Below are 15,446 nucleotides of genomic sequence, written 5' to 3'. Positions count from 1 at the left end.
CGACCGGCCCGGACTACTCCTGCCGGGTGGCACCGCCGATCCGCTCGCGCACCTGCTCGGGCGACAGATAGGCGTCCGTGTACTCGAAGTCCTTCAGCCGCGCCGGCTTGCGGGCCTGGAACCCGGTGCGCACGAAGTCGTCGCCGGCGACCGCGTTGAGCAGCCAGTTCGTCATCACCCGCGTCTTGGCGACGTTGGTGCGCAGGGCCGACCAGTGGTACCCGCGGGCCACGGCCTGGGCGGGCAGGCCGCGCAGCTCGACGCCGAGCGGCTTGGAGACGGCGTCGGTGCCGCCCAGGTCGACCACCAGCCCCAGGTCCTTGTGCACGTACGGCGTCATTGCCTGGCCGCGCAGCGACGCGATGACGTTGTCGGCTACGTGCCTGCCCTGCCGCAGCGCGTGCTGCGCGGTCGGCGGGCACACGGCCCCGTCGCCCTTGGCCAGGTCGGGCACGGCGGCCGAGTCGCCGAGCGCGAACACCCCGTCGTCGCCGGGCAGGTTCATCTCGGCGCCGACGGCCAGCCGCCCCTTGACGGTCTCGGCGCCGAGCGTGGCGATGAGCGGGCTGGCGACGACACCGGCCGTCCAGATGAGCGTGCGGGTCGGGATCACCCGCCCGTCGGTGAAGGTGACCTCCTCGGGGCCCGCCTTGGCGATCGAGGTGCCCAGGGAGATCTCGATGCCGCGGCGCTGGAGGATCTCCTGCGCGCTGCGGCCGAGCTTGTCGCCCAGCTCCGGCATGAGCTTCGGCGCGATGTCGATCAGGTGCCACCTGATCAGCTTGGGGTCCAGCCGCGGGTAGCGCCGGACCGCCGCGTGCGTGAGGCGCTGCAGGCAGGCGGCGGTCTCGGTGCCGGCGTAGCCGCCGCCCACCACCACGAACTGCAGCCGCGAGGCCCGCTCCTGGGGGTCCTGGCTCGCGTCGGCCAAGTCCAGCTGGGAGATGACGTGGTCCCGGATGTACGCCGCCTCGGCCAGGGTCTTCATGCCGAACGCGTGGTCCGTCAGGCCCGGGATGTCGAAGGTCCGGGTGATGCTGCCGGGCGCCAGCACGATGTAGTCGTACGGCTGGTTGACGATCTCGTCGGTGATGGTGCGGATGACGCAGACCTTGGACTTCAGGTCCACGCCGATCGCGCCGCCCGGGATGATCCGCGTGCGGTACCTCTTGCTGCGGCGCAGGGACACGGCGATCGACTGCGGTGTCAGCACGCCGGAGGCGACCTGGGGGAGCAGCGGCAGGTAGAGCTGGTAGGCGAAGGGGGTCACCAGGGTGACGTCCGCCTCGTCGGGGGAGAGTTTCCGTTCCAGACGGCGGACGCACTCCACGCCGGCGAAGCCAGCGCCCACCACCAGGATCCTGGGTCGTGTCACGGTGTTCATCCCTTTCTGCGGCTCCAGGCGGTCTGCCTCGAACGCCATTCGACTGCCCCTGGATCGCCGGTTCGCACCCTTTCGATCCCACCGCGTGTGGCGCCGGTGCGCCAGCCGGACGGGGCAGGCAGACGAACGTGCCGATCACCACCATGCCCGCACGGTGGCCGAAAAGCACCGCGGAGGAAGGCGGAACGTGTGCGCATCCGGGGCCGCCGGGAGACGGCTCAGCGGGCGCCGTCCCCGCGGACGTGACACAGCAGCAGGCACACGTCGTCGTCCCGTTCGGAGTCGCTCAGCAGCGGGTGCAGGAGCCGGTCCGCCGAGTCCTCCAGGTCCGCGTCCAGCTCCTCGGAGCGGAACCGGCCGAGCGCCTCGGCCAGCCGACCGATCCCCGGGTCTATGCCCTGGGCCCGGCGCTCCACCAGCCCGTCGGTGTACATGGCGAGGGTCGAGCCGGGCGACAGGCGCACCGTGTGGTCGTCGATCTCCTGGGTGAGCGGGATGCCGAGCATGGCACCGGGCTTGGCGTCGAGGATCTGCACCGTCCCGTCGGCCCGGCGCAGCACCGGCGGCGGGTGCCCGGCCGCGGCCCAGGTCAGGGTGGGCTCGTCCGGGTGGAACCGGGCGATGACGGCCGTGGCGTACAGGTCCGGCTGGAGATGGTGCAGGAACCGGTGCAGCCGGGTCAGCAGCCGGCCCGGGCTGTCGCCGTCGACGGCGTACGCCCGCAGGGCGGTGCGCAGCTGGCTCATCATGACGGCGGCCCGCAGTCCGTGCCCGGTCACGTCGCCGATGACCGTGATGAGACCGCCGTCGCGCTGCGGGAAGGCGTCGTACCAGTCCCCGCCGATGTTCAGGCCGTGCGTGGCGGGCAGGTACCGCGCGGCCAGGCTGAGACCCTCGGTGGCGGGCAGGTCCGTGAGCAGCGCCCGCTGGAGGGTCTCGGCGATGTCCCGGTTGTGCTCGAAGCGCCGGGCGTTGTCGATCGCGATGCTGGCCCGCCGGGTGAGCTCGATCAGCATGACCGCGTCGTCCGGGTCCCAGCGCGCCCCGGGCGGCGAGAGCGTCAGCACCCCGAGCGGCGCCCGCCGGGTCGGCAGCGGCACGCACAGCAGCGGGCGCCCCGGGTTCAGCGCCGACGGGGGATGGTCGTCGACACCGGGCAGCTCGCCCGGGTGGTCGGCGGCGTACTGGGGACGCCCGGTCCGGGCGGCGGCGACGGCCGCGGCCGGGTGCGGCGCCGCGCGGTCCTTGTCCTCCTCCTGGTCGAAGAGCCAGACGTCGACGCTGCTGGCGTACTCGGGCACCAGCAGGTCGGGCAGCCGGCGCACGATCTCCTCGTGGTTGAGCGAGGCCGTCAGCACGGCGCTGGCGTCCGCGAGGAAGGTCAGCCGGCGGCGGGCGCTCTCCGCCTCGTTGCGGGCGCGGCGCTCGGCGGCGAAGGCCTCGCGCTGGGCCCTGCCCGCCGCGTCCAGCTCGGCGTGCAGGGCCAGCACGCCCTGGTTGGTCTGGTGCAGCTCCTCGCGGTGGAAGGACACGAGGTCCTCCTGCTCGGTGAGCTTGTCCAGCACCACGGCCGTGTCCTCGTCGGCGCCGAGCAGGGCCTCCGCCAGGGCGCCGGGGTCCTCGGCGACGTCGTCGGCGGCGGCACGGGGCCTCTCGGGGCAGGGGACGGTGACCTCCCACGGGGGCTCGCCCGCGGCGCACGCCTCCGGCGAGGGGACGACGACGGCGCGCAGCAGCCCCTTGCCGGCGCCGTCGTCCGCCGGGGCCAGGATGAGCCGCCAGGTGCCGCCCTTGGTGAGGCACTGCCGCAGGTGGGCGCTGAGGTCGGCCGCGAGCCGGGTCCGCTCCACGGTGGGCACGCCGTGGGCGGCGGCCAGGCGAGCGAGGGCGATGCGCGCGCGGGCCGCGTCGGTGACGGTGGTGATCTGCCAAGTGCGCTTCATGGGAGTTCCGGCGGGGTCGGAGTCAGCACGGCCACGGCGGTGTCGTCCCGCACCGGGCGGGCGGGACTGCTCGCGTCACGTATCGTCACGGCGGCCGTCACGGCCGGGTCGGCCGCCGGCAGGCCGGCTCCGGGCGGCGGGGCCCAGCGGCTGGGCAGCCCGTCGGTGTGCAGGACCAGCAGGGGATCGCCCGTCCAGTCGGCCTCCTCCTCACGGAGGGTGGTGGGCCGGTGGACGCCGACTATGCCGGGCCGCGCGAGCAGGTGGCGCCAGGTGCCGCCGGTGCGCAGCCGGGCTCCGACGTTGCCGATCCCGGCGAACCGCAGCCGCCCGGTGGAGAGGTCGAGCCGCGCCAGGGAGACCGCCGCACCGCGCGTGCCCCGCAGGGCGTCGTGCAGCCGCCGCAGCACGTCGGCGGGGGACAGGTGGGCGCACAGGTGCAGGGCCGTGACGGCGGCGGTGGAGGCCCGGGCGGCTTCCGGACCGTGCCCGAGACCGTCCGCCAGCATCAGGGTGACCGCGTCCCCGGCCCGCGCCCAGGCCCAGGCGTCGCCCGAGTGCTCCGCACCGCCGTACGGGATGTTCAGACCTCCCGCGCGCACGCCGGCGAGGGGAGCGAAACGTTCACGCCCGCCGGCCGGCGCGGGGGTGGGCCGCTCCCCGCCGGTTCCGGGGACCGAGGCGGGCGCACCTCCCTCGTCCGGCGTCGGGACAGAGGGCTCCGGCCCGTGGCCCCGGGCCCCCGGTACGGCGTCCGCGCCCCGCGGGGCCGCGCCCAGGCGGGCCACCGCGACCGTGCCCCGGCCCGGCGTGCTGTGCAGGGCGAAGTCGTCGGCGAGCCGCCGGCAGGTGCCCAGGCCCGCGCCGAGCGAGCCGGTCGTCGAGAACCCGTCGCGCAGGGCCGCGGGGACGTCGCCAATGCCCGGGCCGTGGTCGATCGCGGCGAGCTGCACGACGCGGGACTGCCCGCCCTCCTGCGACGGCGCCGGGGCGGGCACGACCTCGGCGAGCAGCCGGCCGCCCTCCGCGTGCTTCAGCAGGTTCGTCGCGAGCTCGGTCGCGACCAGGGCCGCCGCGGCGGTGCGCCGCTGGTCCAGTCCGGCCAGCGCGGCCGCGCCCTCGGCGGCGAGCCGGGCGTCGTGCACCCGTGTCCAGTCGCGCACCGGGACGTCCCACACGCGGGGCATCAGGCCCCCTCGCGCGGACGCGGCGGCTGCGCCACCCAGCAGGTCACCCGCACCGTCGTGCCGGCCCCCGGCGTGCTGTCCACGTGGAACTCGTGCACCAGGCGCCGGGCGCCGCTCAGCCCCATCCCGAGCCCGTCGCCGGAGGTGTAGCCGTCGGTCAGTGCCAGGTCCATATCGGCGATGCCGGGCCCTTCGTCGCTGAAGGCCAGCTGCAGGCCCTGGGCGCCCGCGCTGCTGACGCGGGTCGCCTTCATCTGCCCGCCCCCGCCGTGCACCAGCGTGTTGCGGGCCAGCTCGCTGGCCGCCGTGACCAGCTTGGTCTGCTCCACCAGGCCGAAGCCGAGCAGGGCGGCGGCCTGCCGCACGTGCTGTCGCACCCACACCAGGTCCATGTCGGACCGGATGGGCAGGCAGGCATCGACGCCCGCGGCGGTGTGCATCACGGACTCTCCTGACGCGGACCGCCGGCGCGGGCCCGCGCCGGCCGCCCCGTGAGGAGCTCCATGCCGGCCTCGGTGCTGAGCGCCGTGCCCAGCCCCGGCAGCGACAGGCCCAGTTCCACGAGGGTGATGGCGACGGCGGGACGCATACCGGCCACCACCGTGCGCGCGGCGAGCAGTTCGGCCTGCGCGGCGATCTCGGCCAGCACCCGGCCCAGGAAGGAGTCGACGATCTCGATGCCGGAGATGTCGATCAGGACGCCGCGCACCCCGGTGCGGGAGATGGTCTCCGCGAGGTCCTGCTGCAACTGCTGCGCCGTGCTGTCGTACAGGTCTCCCTGGAGGGTGACGAGCAGCACGTCACCGAGCCGGAGCACCGGTACGTGGCCCGCGGCGGGGCGGGTGTGCACGTCGTTCACCGCTTGACCGCGCCCCGGGTCACGATGTCGGCGCCCAGCTGGTGCAGGGCGTACCCCAGGGCGTCGGCGAGGCTCGCGCGGGTGATGACGTCCAGGTCGAGACCGAGGTGCACGATCGTCTGGGCGATGGCCGGCCGGATGCCCGAGACGATGCACTCGGCGCCCATGAGGCGCGCCGCGGCGACCGTCTTCATCAGGTGCTGGGCGACCAGGGAGTCCACCGTCGGCACACCGGTGATGTCGAGGATCGCGAACCGGGCGTGCTCGTCGACGACGGCGTTGAGCAGTGTCTCCATCACCACCTGGCTGCGGGCGCTGTCGAGCGTGCCGATCAGCGGCACGGCGACGATGCCGTCCCACAGGCGGATGACGGGGGTGGCCACCTCCATCAGCTGCAGCCGCTGCCGGTCGCTGAGTGCCTGCGACTCGCTGAGGGCCGCCTGCATCGCCACCAGCCGCAGGGTGCCCATCAGCACCGTCAGCGCGGTGGAGGACGCCCGCAGGTGCTCCGGTGGTGCCTGCTCCAGGTCGGCGGCCAGCAGGTTCTCCACGGGCGGCCGCAGCGCGGCCAGCTCACCGGACACCTGGGTGCCGGACAGCCCGGCGCGGGAGCGGGCCGCGCCCATCCGGGCCAGTTGCTCCCGCACCCCGCTGAAGCCCGCGGCGTCGGGGTTCTCCACCTGGCCCGAGTCGGCCACCCGGGCCAGCGCCTCCACGATCACCTTGCCCGCCTCCACCGCCTCGTCGCGCGAGACGGTGAACACGGTGCGGAACACAGGCTCGTCCGCCCACCGCTGGGCGATCTGCTCACGCCGGCGGTGCAGGAAGTCCCGTACCTCGTCGGTCGGCGTGGCGAGCTGTCCGTCCGCTTCGTGCTCCGGCACCTGGTTCTCTCCTCATCCGCGTTGCGCCGGCCGCCCCGCTGCAGCGATCGGGACGGCGCTGTGACACTTGCCGGGCGACAACTCTAACCACGCGCCGACCTCGTACGACACCTGATCCGGGGCAAGCGGTCCGGTTCGGGGGAGCGGCCGTCGGCCACCTCTTGGACCGGCGGGCGACGCGCCGGTGACGGGCCTTCGGGCAGACCGAACCGGGCACCGGCCGACCGGCCCGCGCCGGTGCCGTGCCCGAGGGGTGCCCGGTCGGTCAGAGCTCCGGTTCCTCCGGGACCGACGGTCCCGCGTCGACCCGGGCCAGCGCCTCGTCGACGCTCTCCGATATCGGCACGGTGATGCTCACGCCGGTCAGATCGAGGATGCGCCGCACGGCGGGCGTCGGGCTGATGACGTGCACGCTGCCCTCGGTCTTACGGGTCTCCTGGTAGACGCGCAGGATGATGTTCATCCCCGACGAGTCCATGAACGGCACGGACGCGAGGTCCAGCAGGAAGTGACGTCGGCCGTGGTGGAGTTGGTTGGCCAGATGGGCCTGGAACTCGGTCGCGGTGTCGACGTCCAGGTAGCCGTCGACCGTGATCAGGGCGACGTCCTCCCGGGGCAGTTCGACTTCCACGGACAGCGGGTTCTGGGCGAGGGGCACGGGTACCTCCAACAAGTGCTACGGCCTGGGGTCGGTCACCGCCGGGGGTGACCGCGGTGCGCGGGGATGCCGGTCGTTCTCCGGACTCGGGTGCCGTCTGTCATGCGCCTCCTTCCGCACCAGGGCTCGGATCCCACCGCGCCCCGCGAATACCCGGCAATCACCGATGCATGCCTGCGGGATGTGCACGGCTTTCGGGATCACCCGGCGGAAGACGCCCGGGTTGCCGACCCGATCACCGAATGCGCGTGCGCCAGGAGGGTAATTGCCGCTGTGGGACGGCAGGACGGGCGGAAGGCGTCCGCCGCCGCCCCGCGATCCGCACACCGCCAGGGAGGATGGAGCAGCGTGGCCATCGACAGAATCTGGTCGTACGCACCCGGCAGCGCCCACACCGAGGGGCAGGACCTGACCGGGTTCAGCGTCGCGGCGACCGACGGCACGATCGGGCACGTGGACCGGGAGGACGCCCCGCACGGCATGCGGCACCTCGTCGTCGACACCGGGGTCTGGGTCTTCGGCCGCAGCGTCCTGGTGCCGGCCGGAGTCGTCACGGGCGTGGACACCGAGGGCCGGAAGATCACACTGGCCTGCAGCAGGGCCGACGCCAAGGAGGCGCCCCGCTTCGAGACCGACAGCGAGACGCGGGACCCGCAGTACCTGACGGCCGTGGGCGACTACTACCACCGGCTGCCGCCGCGCGAGACGACCGCGGTCTGAGCCGGTCACGGGCGCCTCGCGCCCCTGACCGGCCACCTGCGGGCAGGGAGCGCGGTCATGGAGGGAGCGCCCGGCGCGAGCCGGGCGCTCCCTTAGCGTGTGCCGTCCGTCCACCGCTCGCCGGGTCCGGGGCGCACCGAGCGGCGACCGGCCTCACCACGGCAGGAAGACGTGCACGTCCTTGCCGCTGTCGTCGGTCACCACGCTGACCTGGTCGCACAGGGTGTGGATCAGGTGCCAGCCGATGCCGCCGCCGCCACTGCGGGGATCGAAGGGGCGTGGGGCGGGTTCGGTGGTGCTGGTGTCGTGCAGGACCACGTGCACGCCGTCGAAGGTCCGGCGCATCCGCAGCGCGAACGGACCCGGGGCGTACTGGACCGCGTTGGCGGCCAGTTCCGTCACCACCAGCAGGATGTCGTCCCAGTACTCGGGAGCGGAGGGCGGGGAGGAGCGTGCCAGATCACGCAGGAACTCCTCCGCTGCGAGGCGCGCACCCGTCACGTCGTGCGGCTCGCCCACGAAGCTGTTCGTGCGGCTGGGGATCTCCTCGGAGGTCAGGGCGTCGTCTCCACGCGGCTCGGTTGACATATCGCCTTTCCGGCCCGGGCGTCAGCAAGGGCTGTCGTCAGGGCAGTCGTCCTTTCTCGTGCGTCGCCACTGTCGCGTGTTCCCATGAGGGCGAGGGCTACGCGTTCGCCACCCCGCTCAGCGGAACACGTTGTCCGTATCGTCCCAATGTGACGGTTCGTCCCTGGCCGGCTGCCGCCCCGGGCGCCTGCGCGACTCGTACATCGCGTCGATCTCGGACGCGTGGTGCCGCACGATCTCGTCGCGGCGCAGCTTCATGGAGGGGGTCAGCAGCCCGTTCGTCACGTCGAACGGCTCCGGCAGCACCCGGAACACCCGGATCGACTCCGACGGCGAGACGGAGCTGTTCGCCGCGGCCACGGCCCGCGCGACCTCCTCCCGCAGCGCGTTCTCCTCCCGGGCCTCGCGCAGCTCGCCCTGCAGGGCCAGTGCCGCCCGCCAGTGGGCCAGGAAGTCCGGGTCCAGCGTGATCAGGGCGCCGACGCAGGGCCGGTTGTCGCCCACCACGACCGCCTGGTGGACGAGGGGGTGCATGCGCAGCCGCTGCTCCAGGGCGGCCGGGGCGACGCTCTTGCCGCTGCTGGTGATGATGACGTCCTTCTTGCGCCCGGTGATGGTCAGGTAGCCCTCGGAGTCCAGCCGCCCGAGGTCGCCGGTGGCCAGCCAGCCGCCGCGCAGGGCGGCCCGGGTCGCGGCGTCGTCGCCCACGTACCCCTGGAACACCGACGGCCCGCGCACCAGGATCTCGCCGTCCTCGGCGACGCGGATCTCCGTGCCCGGCAGGGCCTGCCCCACGGTTCCGGACTTCTCCCGGCCGAGCGGCTGCATCGTGACCCCGCCGGCCGTCTCCGTCAGGCCGTACCCGTCGTGGACGTAGACGCCGATGCCCTCGTAGAACAGGGACAGGTCGCGGCTGAGGGGCGAGCCGCCGGACGTGGCCCGCTGCACCCTCCCGCCGAGGGCGGCCCGCAGCCGCCGGTAGACGGTCCGCTCGTACAGGGCGTGCTGCAACCGCAGGTCGAGACCGGGGCCGCGGCCCCGGCCGAGCCGCTGGCGCTCCAGCGCCGCGGCGAAGTCGCGCGCGGTCGCCGCGGCCCGCTCGAACAGCGCGCCGTGGCCGTCCTGCTGCGCGACGCGCAGGAAGTTCTTGTAGATCTTCTCCAGGACCGAGGGGACCGCGTAGAGGTAGGTCGGCCGGAACGAGCGCAGCGCCGCGGCCAGCGCCTCCCCGCTCAGATCGGCCTGGTGCCCCATGAGCAGGCCGCCGCGCACGCACAGCCCCTGGATCATCAGCCCGTATACATGGGAGAAGGGCAGGAACGCCAGCACCGACCCCTGCTCCCCGCGGGGCGCGGCGGTGTGCCCCCAGCCCGCCAGCAGCGTGTCGCAGGGGGCGGCCAGATTGCGGTGGCTGAGGGCGCAGCCCATCGGCCGGCCGGACGTCCCGGAGGTGTAGGCGATCACGGCCGTGGAGTCCGGCAGCACGATCCGGCGCATGGAGTCCACCGTGGTGACCGGCACGTCGTGGCCGCGTGCCGCCAGTTGCTCCAGCGCACCCGCGTCCAGCTGCCACACATGGCGCAGCAGCGGCAGCGCGGCGCACACCGACCCGACGGTCATGACGCCCTGCTCGTCCTCCACGACCACGGCCACGCAGCCCGCGTCCCGCAGGATCCACTCCACCTGGTCACGCGAGGAGGTCGGGTAGACCGGGACGACCTCGGCGCCCACGGCCCACAGGGAGTAGCACAGGACCGTCCACTCGTAGCGGGTGCGGGCCATGATGGCCACGCGGTGACCGGGGGCGATGCCGGCGGCGATCAGCCCCTTGGCCGTGTCCACCACCTGGTCACGCAGCTCGATCGCGGTGATCTCCTCCCAGGTGGCGGAGGCCGGATCGACGCGGCGGGCCAGCAGGGGCCGGGTGGGTTCGCGGTCCGCCGTCTCGAAGACGCTGTCGGCGAGGCCGCCGGTCAGGTTCGGCGCGGCAGGTGGAGCGAGGGCGAGGTCGCGCATGCACTGCTCCTGACATGTACGTGGTGTGACCGTGCCGACGGGTACCGTCATCGGCGGTGCTCGAATGTAGTCCAGGCAGGACCCTTCGGGGTCGGAAAATACGGAAGTGGGTCCGCTGATGATCCGGGCGTGATCGGGGGACCCGGTCGGCATGAGTCACTACAGTCCCGATCCCGAGCCCGAGCGCAGCACCGGTCTGGAGCCCGGCGGCGGTGTGCCGCCGGGCGAGACCCCACCCGCGGAGAGCAGCATGCCCGAGGCCCTGCCCCGGGAGACGCACAACCCGACCAAGGGGTGGGCCAAGGGGCCGATGGCCGTGATCATCATCGTTTCCGTGCTGGTCGCGGCGTTCTTCCTGGCCTACGCACTCGTGCTGATCCTCTGAGCCGACGCCCGCTCGAGCCGGGACGTCTCACCCCTGCGTGTGCCGCACGCACTCCGTGACGACGTCCCGCAGGCTCCCCGTGCGCTCCATCAGCTCGCGCTGCACCCGGGCGCCGTTCCCCTCGCGCAGCAGCTCCTCGCAGGCGGCCCGGGCCTGCTCCAGGTCCCCGGTGCTGTCGAGGGCCTCCTCGACGTGCTCCAGCAAGGCGCGCACGACCGTCTCGGCCGGCATGCGGCGCATGGTCGCAGGGTGCAGCAGCTCGCCCGTGAGCCCGCACCGGGCGGCCTGCCAGTCGGCCAGCCGCAGCAGGCCGACACCGGGGTCGAGCGGCTCGGTCCCGGCCCGCCACTCCCGGGCCGCGGTCTCCACCAGCCCGCGCACGAGCGTGGCGATCAGCACGGCCGTGCCCGAGTGCAGGCAGACGTCCGAGACGCGGAACTCCACGGTCGGATAGCTGCGCGACAGCCGGGCGTCGAAGTAGATCATCCCCTCGTCGAGGATCGTGCCGGTGGCGACCATGTCGGCGACCTGCCGGTGGTACCGCTCCGCGGAGCCGAACAGCTCCGTGGGGCCGGCGGAGGGCCAGCGCAGCCACACCCGGCTGCGGTAGCTGCTGTACCCGGAGTCCTTGCCCTGCCAGAACGGCGAGTTCGCGCTCAGCGCCTTCAGCACCTGGAGCCAGGGCCGCACCCGGTCGACGACCGCGACGCCCTCCTCGTCGGACTCCACCGACACGTGTACATGACAGCCCATGACGAGCTGCTCCCGGGTGGCGATGCCGTACTGCTCGGCCATCCACTGGTAGCGGCGGTTCAGGCTGACCGCCGGACTGACCGGCAGCGGGGACGTGGCGAGGGCCGCCACGGTGCAGCCGATGTCACCGGCGTGCCGGGCGGCCTCCTTGCGGCAGCGGACGATCTCCGCGTGCAGGCTCTCCATCGAGGACTGCGGATGTGTGGCGAACTCCAGCATCTGCTCGTGGAGTTCCTTCTCGAACACGTCCTGCCCCGCCTCGTCCTGCGCCGCCCGGGCCAGGACCGCGGCGGACAGTGCCCGCGGTTCACCGGTCTCCGGATCGACCAGGAGGAGTTCCTCCTCCACTCCCACGGTGCGCACCTGGTGCCCGCCCTTCTGTCTCCGTCGAGTCGTACCACCGGAACGTCCCGGTGGTACGACCCCCAGTGCCCCCCGCGGGCGGGTGGGACACCTGGCGGGACGGCAGCAGTTCTACCCGGCGTCCGGCGTCAGCCACACGGTGGCCAGCGGCGGCAGCGTGATCCGCAGGCAGCCGTCCTCCGGCTTCACCGGATCCGGGCGGGTGACGCCGCTGCCGCCGTAGCGCAGGTCGTCGGTGTTGAGCCGCTCCCGCCAGGCCAAGGCGTCCCCCGGCACCCACAGCCCGTAGTCGTGCCGGACCACGGGGGAGAAGTTGGACACCGCCAGCAGCGGGTTGCCCTCGGCGTCGTACCGCAGGAACGCCAGGACGTTGTCGTCGGCGGAGTCCACCGCCACCCAGCGGAAGCCCTCCGGCCGGGTGTCGCACTCCCACAGCGCCGGCGTCTCGAGGTACACCGCGTTCAGGTCACGGACCAGCTCGCGCACCCCCCGGTGGTCGTCCGCCGAGTGGTAGCCGTCGTCGAGCAGCCACCACTCCGGGCCCTGCTCCACCGACCACTCCGCCCCCTGCGCGAACTCCTGCCCCATGAACAGCAGCTGCTTGCCGGGGTGGCCCCACATGTAGCCCAGGTAGGCCCGGTGGTTGGCACGCCGCTGCCACCAGTCGCCCGGCATCTTCGACACCAGGGCCTGCTTGCCGTGCACCACCTCGTCGTGCGAGATCGGCAGCACGTAGTTCTCGCTGTAGGCGTACACCATCGAGAACGTCATCTCGTGGTGGTGGTACTTGCGGTGCACCGGCTCGTGGGAGACGTACTCCAGCGAGTCGTGCATCCAGCCCATGTTCCACTTCAGCCCGAAGCCGAGCCCGCCGGTGTCGGTGGGCCTGGTCACCCCGCCCCAGGCGGTGGACTCCTCGGCGATGGTCACCACGCCGGGAGCCCGCCGGTAGACCGTCGCGTTCATCTCCTGGAGGAACCGCATGGCCGCCAGGTCCTCCCGGCCGCCGTAGGCGTTGGGCTCCCACTGGCCGTCCTCGCGCGAGTAGTCCAGGTAGAGCATCGAGGCCACCGCGTCCACGCGCAGCCCGTCGATGTGGAACTCCTCGCACCAGTACACGGCGTTCGCCACGAGGAAGTTGCGCACCTCGGTGCGGCCGAAGTCGAACTCGTAGGTGCCCCAGTCCGGGTGCTCCGCACGGCGGTCGTCCCCCGGCTCGTACAGCGGCTCCCCGTCGAAGCGGGCCAGCGCCCAGTCGTCCTTCGGGAAGTGGGCCGGCACCCAGTCCATGATCACGCCGATCCCCGCCCGGTGGCAGGCGTCGACGAAGAACCGGAAGTCGTCCGGCGTGCCGAGCCGGGCCGTCGGCGCGTAGAAGCCGGTGACCTGGTAGCCCCAGGACCCGTGGAAGGGGTGCTCGGCGACCGGCATCAGCTCGACGTGCGTGAAGCCCATCTCCTTGACGTACTTCGGGAGCTCCTCGGCGAGCTGCCGGTAGGTCAGCCCCGGCCGCCAGGACGCCAGGTGCACCTCGTACACCGAGAACGGCGCCTCGTGCACCGGCCGGTCCGCCCGGTGCGCCATCCACTCCGCGTCGTCCCACGCGTAGTGCGAGGCCGTGACGATCGACGCCGTGTTGGGCGGCTCCTCCGTGCGGCGCGCCATCGGGTCGGCCTTGAGGAAGCGGTGGCCGTGCCGCGAGTGGATCTCGAACTTGTACGCCGTGCCCTCGCCGACGTCCGGCAGGAACAGCTCCCACACACCGGACGCGCCGAGTGAGCGCATCGGGAACTGGGTCCCGTCCCAGTGGGTGAAGTCGGTGGCCACCCGCACGCCCTGCGCGTTCGGCGCCCACACCGTGAACCGGGTGCCGGTCACCCCCTCGTGGGTCATGGGCTGCGCGCCGAGTGCCTGCCACAGCTGCTCGTGGCGCCCCTCCCGGATCAGGTGCAGGTCGAGCTCGCCGAGCGCGGGCAGGAACCGGTACGGGTCGTGCGTCTCGATCTCACCCGCCTCGTACACCACGTGCAGCCGGTAGTCGGGAACCTCCGCCAGCGGCAGCACGCCCGAGAAGAGCCCCTCGCCCTCGGAGACCAGGGGCACGCTCCTGCCGCCGGTCACGACGGACACCGAGCGGGCGAACGGGCGCAGCGCCCGGAAGACCACTCCGCCGGGCACCGGGTGGGCGCCCAGCAGGGCGTGCGGGTCGTGGTGGGCGCCCGCCAGCAGCCGCCCGCGGTCCTCCGCGCTCAGGGCGGGCGCGGGCGCCGTCGTGACCGGGCCGGACGGCTCCGGGATTGAGGTGTCTCGCAGGGCCACGGCTCAGTCTCCTCTCACGGCGAGGCGCTCGATCGCCGCCATCGGTACAGGCAGCCAGTCGGGGCGGTGCCGTGCCTCGTACAGCACCTCGTACACGGCCCGGTCCGTCTCGTAGGCCCGGAGCAGTCCGTGCTTCTTGCGTGGGTCCCAGCCGGCGCGGGCGGCGTAGCCCGCGCAGTAGGCCTCCCGGCAGCGGCGGGCCCACTCCGGGCGCCAGGGGCGGCGCTGCCGGGCGGCGTAGTCGAAGGAGCGCAGCATCCCGGCGATGTCCCGCACGGGGGAGTGGGCGCTGCGCCGTTCGGAGAGCGGCCGGGACGGCTCGCCCTCGAAGTCGATGACGAACCAGTCACGCCCGGCCCGCAGCACCTGTCCCAGATGCAGATCGCCGTGGATGCGCTGGGCGGGCGGGCCCGGGTCGCAGGTGGTGAGCGCGGCGAACGCGGTGCGCAGTCCCGGTACGTGGGGCTGGAGCGCGGGCACGCAGTGCGCGGCGGCGTCCAGCCGCTCGGTCATGGCCGACGCCGTGCGCGCGTTCTCCCCGGGCGCCCCGACGGGGAACGCCGAGGCCAGCGCGAGGTGCACCTCGGCCGTGGCCGCTCCCAGCGCCCGGGCCTGGACGGTGAAGTCGTCCCCGGCGGCCAGCGCCTCCAGGGCCAGCGTCCAGCCGTCGGAGGCCCCCTGGAGGTAGGGCTGGAGCACGCCCAGGGTCGCGGTGAAGGGGTGCTTGGTCTGGAACCAGGCCACCGGCGCGGGGACGCGGTGACAGCCCTGACGGGCCAGCGCGCCCGGCACCTCCAGGTCCGGGTTGACGCCCGGCTGGATGCGCCGGAAGACCTTCAGGATGTACTCGTCGCCGTACACCAGCGAGGAGTTGGACTGCTCGGCGTCCAGCAGCCGCGGCACGAGCCCGGCGGGGACCTCATGCTCCGGGTCACAGTCGAAGCGCAGGGGGCCCGCGGTGCCGGGCCGGCGCAGCCGCTCCAGCAGCAGTTGCGCGGAGCGCGGATCGTGCAGGGCGTCGTAGACGGTCGTGCCGGCCAGCGGCCCGTCCTGCACCTGCCCGATCAGCGCCCGGCCCAGCCGTGGCGACGGGTGCTCGCGCACACCGAGCAGCAGCTGGTAGCAGTCGCCGGCCGGGGGCGCGCCGCCCGGCGAGGGCACGCCGGTGTGCCCCGCGTGCCCGGCGTGCACCAGCAGGTGCAGGCACCCCGGGAACAGCTCGGTCATCGACAGCAGACCGAGTTCGGTGACGGGCCGGTCCTTGCCGGCGAACCAGCGCTGCCGGGGCAGCCAGTCGCGCAGCAGCGCCCCGAGCGACTCCATGGGCTCGGCCAGGCGCGTGAGGTCCGGGCGGAGGGATGCGGTCTTCGGCATGGTCACGCCTCCT

Annotated in this window: 14 protein-coding genes; 2 read left to right on the top strand and 12 right to left on the bottom strand. The window is 73.4% G+C overall.

Translation table 11 applies throughout. From position 1 onward, the window contains the following. Window positions 1–13 precede the first annotated feature (13 nt). The 7 genes from ACH4C6_RS10890 to ACH4C6_RS10860 form a co-directional block, all read right to left on the bottom strand. The gene (locus tag ACH4C6_RS10890; protein ID WP_398108702.1) at window positions 14–1,384 is read right to left on the bottom strand and encodes an NAD(P)/FAD-dependent oxidoreductase; all 1,371 of its coding nucleotides are present in this window, start codon (window positions 1,382–1,384) and stop codon (window positions 14–16) included. Window positions 1,385–1,602: 218 nt separating this feature from the next. Continuing rightward, complete coding sequence (locus ACH4C6_RS10885; RefSeq protein ID WP_398108239.1) at window positions 1,603–3,327, bottom strand: PP2C family protein-serine/threonine phosphatase; 1,725 nt, start codon at window positions 3,325–3,327, stop codon at window positions 1,603–1,605. Continuing rightward, a complete protein-coding gene (locus tag ACH4C6_RS10880; protein ID WP_398108237.1) occupies window positions 3,324–4,514 on the bottom strand; it encodes a SpoIIE family protein phosphatase in 1,191 nt (396 codons plus the stop codon). The genes ACH4C6_RS10885 and ACH4C6_RS10880 overlap by 4 nt, the downstream gene beginning before the upstream one ends. After that, the gene (locus ACH4C6_RS10875) at window positions 4,514–4,954 is read right to left on the bottom strand and encodes an anti-sigma regulatory factor (RefSeq protein WP_398108701.1); all 441 of its coding nucleotides are present in this window, start codon (window positions 4,952–4,954) and stop codon (window positions 4,514–4,516) included. Before ACH4C6_RS10875 ends, ACH4C6_RS10880 begins: the two co-directional genes overlap by 1 nt. Beyond that, complete coding sequence (locus ACH4C6_RS10870; RefSeq protein WP_398108235.1) at window positions 4,954–5,373, bottom strand: STAS domain-containing protein; 420 nt, start codon at window positions 5,371–5,373, stop codon at window positions 4,954–4,956. Before ACH4C6_RS10870 ends, ACH4C6_RS10875 begins: the two co-directional genes overlap by 1 nt. Next, entirely contained in the window at window positions 5,370–6,257 is an 888-nt protein-coding gene (locus ACH4C6_RS10865) for an STAS domain-containing protein (RefSeq protein WP_398108234.1), read from the bottom strand. The genes ACH4C6_RS10870 and ACH4C6_RS10865 overlap by 4 nt, the downstream gene beginning before the upstream one ends. A 265-nt stretch (window positions 6,258–6,522) precedes the next feature. Then, window positions 6,523–6,915, bottom strand: coding sequence for an STAS domain-containing protein (locus tag ACH4C6_RS10860; RefSeq protein WP_398108233.1), 393 nt, complete (start codon window positions 6,913–6,915; stop codon window positions 6,523–6,525). A gap of 348 nt (window positions 6,916–7,263) precedes the next feature. Here ACH4C6_RS10860 and ACH4C6_RS10855 point away from each other — a divergent pair, with 348 nt between their 5' ends. Further along, complete coding sequence (locus ACH4C6_RS10855; protein ID WP_398108232.1) at window positions 7,264–7,635, top strand: PRC-barrel domain containing protein; 372 nt, start codon at window positions 7,264–7,266, stop codon at window positions 7,633–7,635. A gap of 153 nt (window positions 7,636–7,788) precedes the next feature. On the opposite strand, the gene ACH4C6_RS10850 is transcribed toward ACH4C6_RS10855, so the two are convergent. Both ACH4C6_RS10850 and ACH4C6_RS10845 read right to left on the bottom strand, forming a co-directional pair. Beyond that, the gene (locus ACH4C6_RS10850) at window positions 7,789–8,223 is read right to left on the bottom strand and encodes an ATP-binding protein (protein ID WP_333930237.1); all 435 of its coding nucleotides are present in this window, start codon (window positions 8,221–8,223) and stop codon (window positions 7,789–7,791) included. Window positions 8,224–8,340: 117 nt separating this feature from the next. Continuing rightward, a complete protein-coding gene (locus tag ACH4C6_RS10845) occupies window positions 8,341–10,239 on the bottom strand; it encodes an AMP-dependent synthetase/ligase (protein WP_398108231.1) in 1,899 nt (632 codons plus the stop codon). 151 nt (window positions 10,240–10,390) lie between these two features. Between ACH4C6_RS10845 and ACH4C6_RS10840 the strand changes: the two genes are divergently transcribed. Further along, the gene (locus tag ACH4C6_RS10840; RefSeq protein WP_398108230.1) at window positions 10,391–10,624 is read left to right on the top strand and encodes a DUF6480 family protein; all 234 of its coding nucleotides are present in this window, start codon (window positions 10,391–10,393) and stop codon (window positions 10,622–10,624) included. 27 nt (window positions 10,625–10,651) lie between these two features. Here the strand turns inward: ACH4C6_RS10840 and ACH4C6_RS10835 are convergent, their stop codons facing one another. The 3 genes from ACH4C6_RS10835 to ACH4C6_RS10825 form a co-directional block, all read right to left on the bottom strand. Beyond that, a complete protein-coding gene (locus tag ACH4C6_RS10835) occupies window positions 10,652–11,740 on the bottom strand; it encodes a glutamate--cysteine ligase (RefSeq protein ID WP_398108229.1) in 1,089 nt (362 codons plus the stop codon). Window positions 11,741–11,851: 111 nt separating this feature from the next. Continuing rightward, complete coding sequence (gene glgB, locus ACH4C6_RS10830; RefSeq protein WP_398108228.1) at window positions 11,852–14,059, bottom strand: 1,4-alpha-glucan branching enzyme; 2,208 nt, start codon at window positions 14,057–14,059, stop codon at window positions 11,852–11,854. 3 nt (window positions 14,060–14,062) lie between these two features. After that, window positions 14,063–15,433, bottom strand: a complete 1,371-nt coding sequence (locus ACH4C6_RS10825; RefSeq protein ID WP_398108227.1) for a maltokinase — start codon at window positions 15,431–15,433, stop codon at window positions 14,063–14,065. Between the last annotated feature and the right edge of the window lie 13 nt (window positions 15,434–15,446).

The organism is Streptomyces sp. NPDC017943 (assembly GCF_044328425.1).
In the GTDB taxonomy this organism is placed as follows: Bacteria; Actinomycetota; Actinomycetes; order Streptomycetales; family Streptomycetaceae; genus Streptomyces; species Streptomyces djakartensis_A.
This window is presented reverse-complemented; position numbering and strand designations above follow the sequence as displayed.

Excerpts from the sequence above, each read along its gene's own strand:
- ACH4C6_RS10890 (WP_398108702.1), bottom strand. The coding sequence starts at position 1,384 with ATGAACACCGTGACACGACCCAGGATCCTGGTGGTGGGCGCTGGCTTC.
- ACH4C6_RS10880 (WP_398108237.1), bottom strand. The coding sequence starts at position 4,514 with ATGCCCCGCGTGTGGGACGTCCCGGTGCGCGACTGGACACGGGTGCAC.
- ACH4C6_RS10825 (WP_398108227.1), bottom strand. The coding sequence starts at position 15,433 with ATGCCGAAGACCGCATCCCTCCGCCCGGACCTCACGCGCCTGGCCGAG.
- ACH4C6_RS10840 (WP_398108230.1), top strand. The coding sequence starts at position 10,391 with ATGAGTCACTACAGTCCCGATCCCGAGCCCGAGCGCAGCACCGGTCTG.
- ACH4C6_RS10845 (WP_398108231.1), bottom strand. The coding sequence starts at position 10,239 with ATGCGCGACCTCGCCCTCGCTCCACCTGCCGCGCCGAACCTGACCGGC.
- ACH4C6_RS10885 (WP_398108239.1), bottom strand. The coding sequence starts at position 3,327 with ATGAAGCGCACTTGGCAGATCACCACCGTCACCGACGCGGCCCGCGCG.
- ACH4C6_RS10850 (WP_333930237.1), bottom strand. The coding sequence starts at position 8,223 with ATGTCAACCGAGCCGCGTGGAGACGACGCCCTGACCTCCGAGGAGATC.
- ACH4C6_RS10875 (WP_398108701.1), bottom strand. The coding sequence starts at position 4,954 with ATGCACACCGCCGCGGGCGTCGATGCCTGCCTGCCCATCCGGTCCGAC.